The 12,972-nt window shown below is 36.3% G+C and carries 13 protein-coding genes; 2 read left to right on the top strand and 11 right to left on the bottom strand.

The window, feature by feature from the left end; all coding sequences use genetic code 11:
* Nucleotides 1–3 precede the first annotated feature (3 nt).
* The 11 genes from ACSV4D_RS02685 to ACSV4D_RS02635 all read right to left on the bottom strand — a co-directional run bounded on the left by ACSV4D_RS02685 (nt 4) and on the right by ACSV4D_RS02635 (nt 9,590).
* Nucleotides 4–957 (bottom strand): alpha-E domain-containing protein, encoded by a 954-nt coding sequence (locus ACSV4D_RS02685; RefSeq protein ID WP_408080234.1) that lies wholly within the window; start codon nt 955–957, stop codon nt 4–6.
* Between the two features lie 41 nt (nt 958–998).
* Nucleotides 999–2,435, bottom strand: coding sequence for a circularly permuted type 2 ATP-grasp protein (locus tag ACSV4D_RS02680; RefSeq protein ID WP_408080232.1), 1,437 nt, complete (start codon nt 2,433–2,435; stop codon nt 999–1,001).
* Between the two features lie 312 nt (nt 2,436–2,747).
* Entirely contained in the window at nt 2,748–3,002 is a 255-nt protein-coding gene (locus ACSV4D_RS02675) for a polysaccharide deacetylase family protein (protein ID WP_439227038.1), read from the bottom strand.
* 9 nt (nt 3,003–3,011) lie between these two features.
* Nucleotides 3,012–3,602: a polysaccharide deacetylase family protein gene (locus ACSV4D_RS02670; protein WP_439227037.1), complete on the bottom strand. Its 591-nt coding sequence runs from the start codon at nt 3,600–3,602 to the stop codon at nt 3,012–3,014.
* Nucleotides 3,603–3,610: 8 nt separating this feature from the next.
* Nucleotides 3,611–4,633 carry a hypothetical protein gene (locus ACSV4D_RS02665; RefSeq protein WP_439227036.1) on the bottom strand — a complete coding sequence of 341 codons (1,023 nt, stop codon included), beginning with the start codon at nt 4,631–4,633 and terminating at the stop codon, nt 3,611–3,613.
* A gap of 79 nt (nt 4,634–4,712) precedes the next feature.
* Nucleotides 4,713–5,168 carry a c-type cytochrome gene (locus ACSV4D_RS02660; protein ID WP_439227035.1) on the bottom strand — a complete coding sequence of 152 codons (456 nt, stop codon included), beginning with the start codon at nt 5,166–5,168 and terminating at the stop codon, nt 4,713–4,715.
* Nucleotides 5,169–5,256: 88 nt separating this feature from the next.
* Nucleotides 5,257–6,375 (bottom strand): PQQ-dependent sugar dehydrogenase, encoded by a 1,119-nt coding sequence (locus tag ACSV4D_RS02655; RefSeq protein ID WP_439227034.1) that lies wholly within the window; start codon nt 6,373–6,375, stop codon nt 5,257–5,259.
* A 55-nt stretch (nt 6,376–6,430) separates the two neighbouring features.
* Nucleotides 6,431–6,856 (bottom strand): very short patch repair endonuclease, encoded by a 426-nt coding sequence (locus tag ACSV4D_RS02650; protein WP_439227033.1) that lies wholly within the window; start codon nt 6,854–6,856, stop codon nt 6,431–6,433.
* Nucleotides 6,857–6,870: 14 nt separating this feature from the next.
* Nucleotides 6,871–8,094 carry a type II restriction endonuclease gene (locus ACSV4D_RS02645; protein WP_439227032.1) on the bottom strand — a complete coding sequence of 408 codons (1,224 nt, stop codon included), beginning with the start codon at nt 8,092–8,094 and terminating at the stop codon, nt 6,871–6,873.
* 36 nt (nt 8,095–8,130) lie between these two features.
* The gene (gene dcm, locus ACSV4D_RS02640) at nt 8,131–9,372 is read right to left on the bottom strand and encodes a DNA (cytosine-5-)-methyltransferase (protein ID WP_439227031.1); all 1,242 of its coding nucleotides are present in this window, start codon (nt 9,370–9,372) and stop codon (nt 8,131–8,133) included.
* A complete protein-coding gene (locus ACSV4D_RS02635) occupies nt 9,369–9,590 on the bottom strand; it encodes a helix-turn-helix domain-containing protein (protein WP_439227030.1) in 222 nt (73 codons plus the stop codon). Before ACSV4D_RS02635 ends, dcm begins: the two co-directional genes overlap by 4 nt.
* A gap of 588 nt (nt 9,591–10,178) precedes the next feature.
* On the opposite strand from ACSV4D_RS02635, the gene ACSV4D_RS02630 reads away from it, so the two are divergent.
* Nucleotides 10,179–11,747, top strand: a complete 1,569-nt coding sequence (locus ACSV4D_RS02630; protein WP_408080216.1) for a sodium:solute symporter — start codon at nt 10,179–10,181, stop codon at nt 11,745–11,747.
* Nucleotides 11,748–11,966: 219 nt separating this feature from the next.
* A complete protein-coding gene (locus ACSV4D_RS02625) occupies nt 11,967–12,887 on the top strand; it encodes a dihydrodipicolinate synthase family protein (RefSeq protein ID WP_439227029.1) in 921 nt (306 codons plus the stop codon).
* The last annotated feature ends 85 nt before the right edge of the window (nt 12,888–12,972 follow it).

Genomic DNA, 12,972 nt, shown 5'->3' with positions numbered 1-12,972 from the left:
GGTTTAGGTATATGAAAAGAATAATTTTGAAAAATCCATCGAAAAATCATTCAGCTGATCTTTAGTGTTTTTTAATACTTGTTCTAACTGATAATTGCTAAGGTGATGGTAGTCAGTATATTCTATGTAGCTTTTAAGTCGCCCAAATTGATTGCGCATCGTACGTGCTTCCATCAGGTTGTTGTTTCTAAACACACATTCCAGATAGGTTTCTATCAAACCCAGCGTAAATATTACCGAATGTGCAAAATCAGGGTTGAAAATGACATGTTGGATTACTTTTCGATTATGCGGTATATTACTATAGCTTTTCAGATACAATTCGTAACCCGACAGCGACAACAATAATTTTCTCCAATACAATAAATCTTCTTTTCCTTCCAGATTGTATTCAATAGGTGCATAATAGGATTGTGTCATCGAAATAGTTTGCAGACATCGTTCAATATGTTTGCCAATGCTCGAAAAACACCAGCCCAAACCTCTGGGCATGGTAACATGAAATATCCCATTGTATAACAAAAAATCTTTGTTCAATTTGGCCAAAATACTAATGGCTTCGGGGGTTTCCAGTCTTTTAGGCAAGTCGGCGGCATTGATATAATGGTACATCGAGTTGATGTGTTCCCAAAGTTCTTTGGTAATTTTATCCTGCGAACCTCTTGCATTTTCCCGGGCTTTGGTAATCAAATTCCGAACGGAATTAAGGTTTTTATTATCACAAATGACATATTTCAACACAAAATTAGTGTCATGCTGAAATTCGGCAATGTATTCCGGAGATAAATCAGTGTAATATTTTAACAATGGTTTGTATCCCTGATAATCATTCGTTTCCTGATCAAAAGACATGATGTAAAGGGTGTTGAGGGTAAGCAGCATTCCATCGGTTCTTTCCATGTATCGGTTGAGCCAGAACATCCCGTCGGCTACACGACTGAGCATATTTACTTCCATAGTTATTTTTTTTAAAGTTTAAAAAAACAATTTCGATTTCATTATTTCATAATCCAGGTATCCTTGCTTCCGCCGCCCTGAGAGGAATTTACTACCAGTGAACCTTCCGTAAGTGCCACACGGGTGAGTCCGCCGGGAACTATTTGTACTCCGTTAGGACCACAAAGCGCATAAGGTCTTAAATCCACATGACGCAGTTTTAGTTCGCCGTCAATGTAACAGGGAACGGTGCTTAACTGAATGATAGGCTGGGCAATAAAATTGCGGGGATTGTTTAAAATAGCCACTTTAGCAGCTTCGAGTTCTTCTTCGGAAGCCTTGTTTCCCATAACCATTCCGTACCCACCGCTCTGGTTGGTTTCTTTAATGACCATATTTTCCATGTTGGCAAATACAAATTCACGTTCTTCTGTGTTTTCCATCTGATACGTTGGAACATTTTTCAGGATAGGCTCTTCATTCAGGTAGTATTTAATCATTTGCGGCACAAAAGCATAAATGGCTTTATCATCGGCAACACCATTTCCCACAGCATTTACTAAGGCTACATTTCCCATTTTATAAGCACTTATTAAGCCCGGAACGCCTAAAGCACTGTCGGGTTTAAAAACCAGAGGATCAAGATATTCGTCGTCCAGACGTCTGTAAATAACATCTACCTGTTGCAGACCTGAGGTGGTTTTCATATACACTTTGTGATTGTTCACTACAAGGTCACGTCCTTCTACCAGCGGAATTCCCATTTGTCTGGCTAAAAAAGTATGCTCATAATATGCCGAGTTATAAACACCCGGAGTCAGCAAAACCACATTAGGATTAGAGATGCTTCTTGGCGAAAGCGAAATTAAAATGTTATGGAAAATCATCGGGTAATTAGCCACCATGCTCACATTATTGGCACGAAACATTTCCGGAAAAATGCGTTTGGTAATCTCCCGGTTTTCCAGCATATAACTCACCCCGCTGGGACATCTTAAATTGTCTTCCAGTACATAAAACTCTCCCTTTTCCCCTCTTATTAAATCGATGCCCGCAATATGAACATGAATGTCATGCGGTACCTTAATACCATGTACTTCGGGAATATAATGAGGGCAGGAAGCAATTATCGAAGCAGGCATGATGCCATCTTTTACAATCAGCTGTTCGTTATAAATGTCTTCCAGAAACAGATTTAGCGCTTTTAACCGTTGTGCAATTCCGGTTTCAACTTCCAGCCATTCGTTTTTAGTAATTATTCTGGGAATGATATCAAAAGGAAAAATTCTTTCGATGCCCTGATTATCATCGCTGTAAACCGTAAATGTGATTCCCTGGTTCATGAAAATATCCGAAGCCTGTTTCTGTTTCAGATTGAGCTTGTCAATATTTAAACTCTCTAATGTTTGCAGAACCTGTTTGTAAGAATCCCTTACCCCGTCATTAGAAAACATTTCATCCCATCCTTTCGGACCTAATTTTGGTGTTAAATTTACCATCCTAACAATTATTGAAAAATTAATAAAAACTAAATTTGATTAATAAAATATCAGTCTTTAGGCTAATTTACTAAATTTTAAGATATGTAAATTTAAATTTGTTATGAATACTGTAATTAATACAGCATTCTTTTTTTGAAGATATGTTTTTTGATAATTAGTGTTTTAAAACTAAATTTTTTTTCAAATTTCTCAACAATCTAAACCAGTAATAAAAGGATGTGGCTGATTTCCAAAGATTTTTAAGAAAATATTTTTAGATGGAGTTAAAGACTTGCTGACTCCGGAATATGGGCTTTTTTTAACTTTTGCTTATTTCGCATTTTTAAAAGTAGTTTCCATTGCTTTCATCATTCTGTCTGTACTCCAGTTTCCGGAAACAATCATGCGTCGGATGGTATATAATGGAGCAGTCGAATCTCTTTTGGCAGAAAGAATAAATGCCATCTTGTATCCATTGTTTTTAATTTCAGGAATAGCCTCTTTGTTCCATAAGCCAAAAGGATAAGCAAAATCAGTGACGGGTTTTCCGATGATTGCTTCGAGTCTGGCTTTTGGTTTAACCAATTGAATGTTTCAGTCTTCCCCACTGTATTTGGTAACCATATGATGGTCCCAGGTGTGGGCTGCAATACCGTTTCCGGAATCAGATAAGTCTTTAATTTCCGCTGAGCTCAGATAGTTTGGCCGGTTGATGGAAACCGTCATCACAAAGAAAACGCCTTTAAAATTATGTTTTTTCATTTCGGCTGCGCCAATGCTGTATTGTTCTGCTCTGGTATCGTCAAAAGTAATCATCACCGGTTTTTCAGGTAACGCTTTGTTATAAACCAGATAATCATACAACTGATTGGGCAAAATACTATGATAACCTGCATCGGCCAAGGCTTTCATCTGTTCAGCAAAGTTGGCAGGTTTTACGGTGTAAGTTTTAGTCATTTCGCCGGCAGATTCTGAAAAATCGCGGATATTATGATAACACAAAACAGGCACTTCTTTTTTAGCCAGTATTGCTGCAGCATTATTAGCCACCAGACGTGGTTCTTGTTTGGCAGGAGTTGAGTTTTTTGTAATATTAACTTCTTTTTCAGCAACAGTATTTTTCCTCTGCTGACAGCCGGATATCAAAAAAAGCGTTACAATTGCGCTACTTATTGCTTTTTTCATTGCTAAAATTATTGAAACTGAATGTAACTTGGTTTGGGAGTAAACTGTAATAATTGTTCCGGAGTATACATTTTCCAGTCATTCCAGTTGTCATTTTTATAAAATAATTTGAAACCGGTGAACTGAACCGGTTCTCTGTAAATGTATCTTAAATAGGTAGAACGTTTTAAAACCTGACTGCCAAATCCGTCCATATCCATCACAATCTGCACTTCAGGAACGGTTTTAATGGCTTTGTAATTAGTGACCATTCCCTGAGTGAAACGATGAACAACCAATACTTTTGGAGCTAATTTTTTTTCGCGAACAATTTTTGCCAGAATATCAATTGCGTCATTGATGTCATCGGCTGAGAAAGTTCCGATTTTTGTACCCGGAATCTCGCCGTTTTTCATCGAGAATTCCGGATCAATTCCTAAATGAACATTGGGTAAAGCCAGGTATTCTTCCAGTTGGCTTACTTCTTCTTTTACCGTACTGTGTCCCACCTGAATGTCTAAAAAAACTAAAGCATTAATAGGTTTTGCCCAGCTTAAAACCGTATCAATTTGTTTAAAAGGCATTCGCATATTATGACGGTTTGCTTTTCCCGGCGCCGCCTGAGCCGAAACAGCAATGTAATGCAATGCCGGGATAGTAATTACGGTAGAATCGGCAGCCTGCCATTTCGTAACTTCTTCCTGAAGTTTTGCCAGCATTTCATCTTTAGGATATTCGCCTAAAACGCCCATTCTTTTGGAGTATAAATTGCCGTAAAAAGCAATAATTCTATGGTACGGCAATAAGGCTCCGGGTAAAGGATACGGCGCTTTTACCGGCCATCTTCCGGTGGTGTCCTGATTGCTTAATGCCAGCATGCGACGGTTGAAATCTACAGTATCAATAGTAGTAACCTTTTTAGGAACTGAATCCGTTTTTACGGCTATAGTGTCTTTTTGGGGAGTTTCTTCTGTGTGGTTTTCGCTTTGTTTGCAATTGGTAAAAAGTAAAAATAAAACAGGAGTGAAGATTGCCAAAGCATGTTTTTTCATAAAAAGAAATGGTATTAAATACCAAAGATAGTGTATTTAATACCGTCGGTTTCTGTCTTAAAATTAAAATTTACCGTCTTTATGGTTTTATTGAAGCAACTTCCTGAACCGTAACCATTTTTGGGTTTTTGTTGCTCCAGGAATTCATGATGTAGTTCATCACATCTGCTATTTCCTCATTGCTTAAGCCCATGGGCGGCATCATGGTATTGAATTTCTTCTGGTTGACCGTGATTTCGCCTTTTTGACCGTATTTCACGGCATGAATGCTTTCGATTCTTTTCTTTTTTAGCCAGTCAGAACCGTCCAGAGGAGGAAAGCTGGTTCCGTTTCCTTTTCCTGTTGCCAGATGACACTGCATACAAAAGTCAGTATAGACTTCTTTGCCGCGGACGATGCTTGTTTGCAAAGGCGTTTGTTGTTGTGTGATAGAGAAATACTCATTTTCTGAGCTGGTAAAAGTGTTTGGGTTTGAAAGATACAAACCACCCAGAACCAATAAGCTTACGCCAATATTTATTTTGGTAAATAGCATGTTAATCTAATTAGGTTTAATTTATTGAAGCAATGTTTCAGTTTTTTTACCGCACATTATTATAAAAAATATACGAATCTGCGGTAATTTAGTTGGGTATGATTTTTACAATTCCTTTACCTTCTACACCCATGTAAATAAAGCCATCGGGACCTTGTACTACATTACGCAAACGACCGCTATCAGCCGCAATTTTTTGTCTGCCAATGATTTTTTCGCCGTCCAGTTTTACCAGTTCCAAGTACTGAAATTTTAGCGAACCGACCAATAAATGTCCTTTCCAGTGGGGATATTTATCGCTGGTTACAAATGCCATTCCGCTTGGAGCGATAGAGGGCGCCCAGTAATAAACAGGATTTTCAATTCCGGATTTGGTTTGTTCGTTACTGATAACCGAATTGTCATAATCAATCCCGTAAGTGACCACCGGCCAGCCGTAATTAGCGGCTTTTTTGATAATATTGATTTCGTCACCGCCCTGAGGACCGTGCTCGTGTTCCCACAGAACACCCGTTTCAGGATGTATGGCCATGCCCTGCGGATTGCGATGACCGTACGAATAAATAGCTTGCTTGGCATTTTCCTTTCCTACAAACGGATTGTCTTTTGGGATACTGCCATCGTCATTCAGGCGGTAAATTTTACCGTTGTCCCGAGTGATATCCTGAGGATTTACAAAATGATTGCCGCGTTCTCCGGCCGAAAAATACAAATAACCGGTATTGTCAAATACAATTCGGGAACCAAAATGCTGTCCTTTAGTCGTATTGGGTTCGCATTTGTATAAAGATTCTATTTGTGTTAATGCTTCATTTTCCAGTTTAGCCCGGATTAATTTGGTGTTTCCGCCTGTGCCTTCGCCTTCTGTGGAAGCATACGTAATGTAAATCCAGCCGTTTTGAGCATAATTAGGATGCAGTACCACATCCATCAAACCACCCTGACCGCGGTTGTAAACCGCAGGAAGATTTTTGACTTCGGTTTTTGAACCGTTTTTAAAATGGTATAAAATTCCTGATTTTTCGGTTATCAACATCGAACCATCGGGTAAGAATGCCATTCCCCACGGATTGTTAATGCCATCGACTACGGTTTCTAAAGTATAATTTTTCACTTCTTCCTGTAGCGGAATCGCATCGTTAGTCTTTAACTGTGCCTGACCACTCAGGATAAAAAAAGAAAATAACAGGATGGCTAATGTCTTCATAATTTGATTCTTAAAACTTTTTTTAAAGGTACTAAAAAAGTTGAATTGAAGAGGTTTATCCGTTTTTTGGTTTTCTTTGAGCAATTTCACACTCAATGACTGCGATACATTTAGTAAGGTTGTTTTTTATATCATTGCTCCAGAAACGCAGTACTTTCCAGTGTTGGGATTCCAGAAAAGTATTGACTTCTATGTCTCTTTGCATATTTCTTTCGATTTTTTTGATCCAGAATTCAGCGTTGGTTTGCGGTTTCTTTCTGGTTTCCCAGTCTTTTCCATGAAAGAATTCTGAATCTACAAATATGGCAATTTTAAGTTTTTTAAAAGTTAAGTCCGGTTTACCAAAGACTGTTTTGTTGTTTTTTCGATATCGGTATCCTAAGTTCCACAACGCTTTTGCTAAAGCAATCTCAGCTTTTGTTGCGGTGCTTTTAATAGCACGCATGTTTTTAGAACGTTGTTGTGGATTGTGGACGTCCATAACAATTAAGTTAATTAATAAATAATTTTATTTTGTCGTTGGCGTACTAAATGTAAAAAGTCTTGAAGATTTAATAATTTTGATTGTTGGGAAGCTGTAAAAGTTTCCTTCAAAGATTGTGGAATTACAAGTTGTAAATTTTGCGCAAACATTTCGTCAGTCTGATTTACGCTTATTGCTGGTTCTAAAGTGATTAAATGTTTCTGAGAAGTAATTCGTTCTGCTTCTGATAAAACTTGTCTCCATCTGTCTTTTGCTGTAGTCTTAACACCAAGCATGGTCAATAATTCAACTGGGAAATCTAGATTATGATAATCTGTTATCGACGGAAAAAGAAAATCTGGCTTGTTATTTCTTTCTGTTTTTGCCCCCTTTGAAAAACTTATTTCTTGAGATCTAAAAATAGATGCGAGATGATTTTCAAAAGCAAAACCGGCACGAGACTTTCTTCTATTTTGAACGCTTAATGAAAATGAAATAAAATCGTCTACATCAATCCCGTTTTTTCCAAATCCTTGTTCAAGTTTTTTTGATACAATATGTTTCTCAAGAGTTTTGAAAAGCATCTCTTCTCTTTCAAGCCAAGAAATTAAAGTTTTATCAGGTTCTTCAATTGGGCAGACATTATCAACCGTAGATCGAGCAAAATTTGAAAAAATCGCTGTTGAAGGAAACTGACTTCCAAATGTTGTAAGTATCAAATCTAAGAAACTAGGTTCAGTCTCATCAATTTCAAAACCAAGTGAATTAAGAATATGTCTTCCTGCAAAATTAAGTTTGATGTCATTTGAGGAAATATCACGGAAAATAAATTTGTTTCCAATTTCACCTATGTCAAAGAGCCAAAGCAATTGCTGCTCAGCTGTGGTTCCCGTTGGAGCTATTACCACAGCTAATTTATTATCATGTGTGAGTCCAATTAATAAGAAATCACCAGCATTAGCTTTTTCCATAATTTGAGTTTTGGAATAATAAAGGCGAAATTCATTTCTTTTGGGATCATTTTCTCGTGCGTTATACCAAGTCAGGGAGCCTTCTTCATTTAATATAGTTTCTTCATCATCGGTTAGGTATATAAAAACACCTTCATATATAGATTTTCCCGTGCCTAAAATAGATTTAAATTCATTAATACCATTAAATTCATGTTGGTTAGAAACTTGGGGATTAACTTCAACTTGACTAAGTTTTTTTGCAACTATGCCTTTAAAGTATTTTGAAAGAAAACCATTTTCCATTATTAATAAAATTAAAATTAATTTATCAGGATTATTCTATTGTTGCTCCGGAGTGTTTAATTTCTGATTAGCCTTTTGTTTTTCAATTTCTGCAACTAAATTTTTACCAACAGCTTGCATTAAAGGTGAAACTACTGAATTTCCAAATTGTTTATAAGCTTGATTATCTGAAACAGGAATGACAAATTCATCAGGAAAACCTTGAAGCCTAGCACACTCTCTTGGGACTAATCTTCTAGGGTTTTTTCCTTCTTGGGGAATTAATATTTCTGCTCCATCTTTATAATATCGGGCACTCATTGTTCTTGAAATTCCATTTAAATCTGCTAAGCCAAATCCAAATCCATTTCCTTTAGCCTTATGTTTTTTAGCATATTCTTGTAAATAATTCCAAAGTTTATCCGATAAAGTGTATTTTGGATCAACTTCGGGTAAAAGAATATCTTTTAATGCAAATTTTGTATCGCCCATTTCAGGAAATTTGAAATTTTCTTTTCCTTCAAAATACCCGTTATCGAATCCAACAATGATAATTCTTTCTCGATGTTGAGGAACAAAATGCTTGCCGTCTAAAACTTTAAAATAAATATTATAGTTTAATTCTTTTAAAGTGTTTTGGATAACTTTAAATGTATTTCCTTTATCATGAGATACAAGATTTTTTACATTTTCTAACATAAAAGCTTTTGGTCTTTTATGTTTCAATATTCTGGCAATATCAAAAAACAAAGTTCCTTGTGTTTCATCTAAAAAGCCATGTTTTCTACCCAAAGCATTTTTTTTTGAAACTCCGGCAATTGAAAATGGCTGACATGGAAATCCGGCCAGCAATATATCATGATCTGGAATTTCTGTTTCTTTAATTTGAGTTATGTCTCCAAATGGTACCTTTCCAAAATTTGCTTCATAAGTTTTTTTTGAATAAGTATCCCATTCACTTGTAAAAACACATTTTCCTCCTAAATTCTGATAAGCAAGCCTTATACCGCCAATACCTGCAAACAGGTCAATAAATTTAAATTTTGGATTTTCCGGAGAAGGGAAAGGTATGTCCCATTTTATTGGTAAGTAATATTGAAAATTAGGCTCCTCTACAATATTTAATTTATCATGTAAGTTTGTTAGATATTCTGTAGCTTCACTTTTGAAATATTGTGAAACACCATTTTTGTGATTTTGTAAATAATGAGTAAGTTTAGCCAAACCATTATCTGTTTTTTTGTCAACTTCAATTTTAAGTTTTTGTCTTATTTCGGAATATTTATTTAGCTTCTTCATTTCTTAAAATTTTTGTCGTTGAAAAATGTTGTAAAGTCAACATCTAAAGCGAAGACTATTTTTTCAATTATGGTTATTGATACGTTTCTTTTACCTTTCTCAATATCAGATATATAGTTTCTGTCCACATTTGAAATGTTGGCTAAATGCTCAATTGAGATTCCTTTTTGCTCTCTGAGTATTTTTACTTTTTGACCAAATTTTTCTTTAATATTCATAGTTTATAAAATTAGATTTGTGCCTACAACTGACCCGCCTACAATTGTAAGCGTAAGAACTGTTTTTGTGAACAACTTATTAGCATGTCTAAATAAAGGATATTGAATGGAAAACAGGAAGTAAATACTTTCCAATTCCCCTAGCCCTGACCGCAGTGGAACTCCTGATGCAGTAGGCTTGTATTTTTTTCTTGTGCCAAAAGAGCGACTGTAAGAAGCTCCTTTTTGGCACTTAGAAAAAAACAAGGCTACAAATAAGAGTGGAGCGGAGGGCAGGAAACAGCTTCTTATAAAAATAGTTCTCGATACAAATTTTCGGAAAAAGCTATTCGCATTTTCCGAAAATTCACTCGAACTGACTACTGTTACGTCACTTCGAGTGTTTTTGGCTTGAAGGAATTTGTTTTGAACAGCAACTTGACAAGCCAAAAATGTATCGAGAAGCATTGTGATAACATCCTATAATCTTTTGAAAAAATCTCATAGGAAATCGTTGTAGTTTTGGGATATTTTTGTAAAATCATCAATACATTGTAGGATATGTGTATTGATGGCGAGAAACTGAATATAAAATCCCATCTTTAATAAATGAAAAATTTACCATTATTAGATATCGCTATTATTATCATTTACCTGATGATTATGATTGGCGTGGGAATTTATTTCTCCAGAAAAAACAAGAGTTCAGAGCAGTATACTAAGGCATCGGGAGCCATTCCGGGCTGGGCAATAGGTCTGTCATTGTATGCTACTTTCCTGAGCAGTAATACTTTTTTAGGGGTTCCGGGAAAAGCTTTTGGGAGTAACTGGAGTGCTTTTGTGTTTAGTTTGTCGATGCCTTTTGCGGCCATTATTGCGTACAAATTATTCATTCCGTTTTACAGAAGTGTACAGGAAGTTTCGGCTTATTCGCATTTGGAAAAACGTTTTGGATTATGGGCCAGAACCTATGCGGTGGTGTGTTTTATTTTTACACAACTGGCCAGAATGGGTTCGATATTCTTTGGAATTGCGTTGAGTTTACAGGCACTTACGGGTTATGATATGCAGTCAATCATGCTGGTTGTGGGTATTTGTATTGTAATTTATACCGTTTCGGGCGGAATTGAAGCAGTAATCTGGACTGAGGTAATTCAGGCGGTTTTGCTGACTTTTGGAGCCTTATTGATTTTGTTTACTATCATCAACAAAGTACCGGGTGGCGTAAGTGAGATTATCGAAATAGGAAATGCCGATGATAAATTCAGTCTGGGTTCTTTTTCTCTGGATTTTAGTTCGCCTACTTTCTGGGTGATCTTATTGTATGGTTTCTTTATCAACCTGAACAACTTTGGTATTGACCAGAATTATGTACAAAGATACCATGCGGCAACAACTAAAAAAGAAGCGGCTAAATCTTTATGGATTTGTGTTTTGATGTATGTGCCTATTTCATTGCTGTTTTTTATTATTGGTTCCTGTCTGTATGCTTATTACCATATTAATCCTGAATTAATTGAAGGAGTTAAATTAAAAGCAGCTGCCGAAGGACTTCCTTTACGAAGCACTGCCGAACAGATTAAGGCTGCAGCGCAAACACTGAAACCATCAGATTATGGTGATAAAGTGATGCCAATGTTTATGGTAAAAGAAATTCCGTCCGGACTAGTAGGACTGATTATTTCGGCTATTATGTCGGCGGCGATGAGTACCATCAGTTCCGGGATGAATGCTACGGCAACGGTTTTTTGTATTGATATTTATAAAAGATATTTCAATCCTAATTTAGGGGAAACACAATTTTTAAGACTGCTTTATATTGCTACGGCTGTTTTTGGAATCGCCGGAATGGGTGTTGGAATTATGCTGATAGGAACTAAGAGTGTATTAGATATCTGGTGGGAACTGAGCGGAATATTCTCAGGTGGAATGCTGGGACTGTTTTTATTAGGAATTCTGAGCAGACAGTCTAAAAATTTAGAAGCGATGATTGCAACGGCTATTGGGTTAGTGGTGATTTTATGGATGTCACTCTCAGATAAAATTGCGGCCAGTTATCCGGTTTTAAAAAGCCCTTTTGATACCAATATGATTATTGTAATAGGTACTCTGAGTATCTTTTTGACAGGAATTATTATTACGAGAATCAGAGGGAAGAAACTGGAAAGCAGTATTTAGGAAGCAAGAAGTTAGAGGAAAGAAGCAAGAGTAAAGAAGCAAGAGAAAAGAAAGCAGAGAGTGGCTTTGTGAGGTTTGTGTTTTTATAAAGGACATCAAAGAAAAAAAATCTTAGTGCGCTTTTGTGTTTAAAAAATAAAAAGAAGGAAGAATAAAGATTAAAGCAGTGATTTTTGACTGATTACCAATCACTAATCACTAATTATTAAATAAAAAACGATGAACAATTCAAAAAAAGGATTTATTCCGGTAATGTTAACGCCATTTAATAATGATGGCAGCATTGATTACAAAACTTTAACAGCTCTTACAGAATTGTATTTAAAGTCTGGAGTTACGGGTTTATTTGCCAATTGTTTGTCAAGTGAAATGTTTGAATTATCCGAAGCAGAACGTCTTCAGGTAACCAAACATGTGGTTGATGTCGTGGCAGGTCAGGTGCCAATTGTAGCTACGGGAACTTTTGAAGGAACCATTGCGCAACAGGCCGATTTTACTAAAAAAATATACGGTACCGGAATTGATGCAGTGATTTTGATATCCGGTTTACTGGCTAAAGAAACAGATTCAGATGCTGTGTTTGTTGATAATGTACACCAACTGCTGGATTTGACACCGGGAATTCCAACGGGTTTTTATGAATGTCCGGTTCCTTATAAAAGAGTACTGACAGCGGCTCAGTTAGAAGATTTTGTCAATACAGGAAGAGTAATTTACCATAAAGACACCAGCTTAGATATCAATCAGATTAAGGCAAAACTGAGTGTGGTAAAAAATCCTGATTTTGGTTTGTATGATGCGTATATGGTACATGCTATCGAATCGTTAAAAGCAGGTTCGGCTGGATTGTCCTGTATTCAGGGGAACTTTTTTCCGGAATTAATTGTCTGGATTTGCGACAATTATAATGATACTTCTAAGAAAGAGGAATTAGCAGCAGTACAACAATTTTTAGAGTCTAATATGGGGGTTATGCATGATGTGTATCCTATTGTGGCTAAATATGCTTTGCAAAAAAGAGGTTTGCCTATTTCAAATTTCACCCGCAGAGAAGTAGGAGATTTTTCTCCTATTGTAAAATATGCAGTAGATCAGCTGCAAACAGAATATGATATGCTCCAGAATGAATTGTCATTCTAGTTTATAAAAAGAAATACATTTTGGTTAGTGTATGGTTAGTGTTAGTTTTTAGTGATTATTAAGTCGTCTGTTCGATTGTTTTTGT

This window comes from Flavobacterium sp. ARAG 55.4 (assembly GCF_051846875.1).
Taxonomy (GTDB): Bacteria; Bacteroidota; Bacteroidia; order Flavobacteriales; family Flavobacteriaceae; genus Flavobacterium; species Flavobacterium plantiphilum.
Note: the sequence above shows the minus strand (reverse complement) of the source record. Positions and strands in the feature narration are given on the sequence as shown.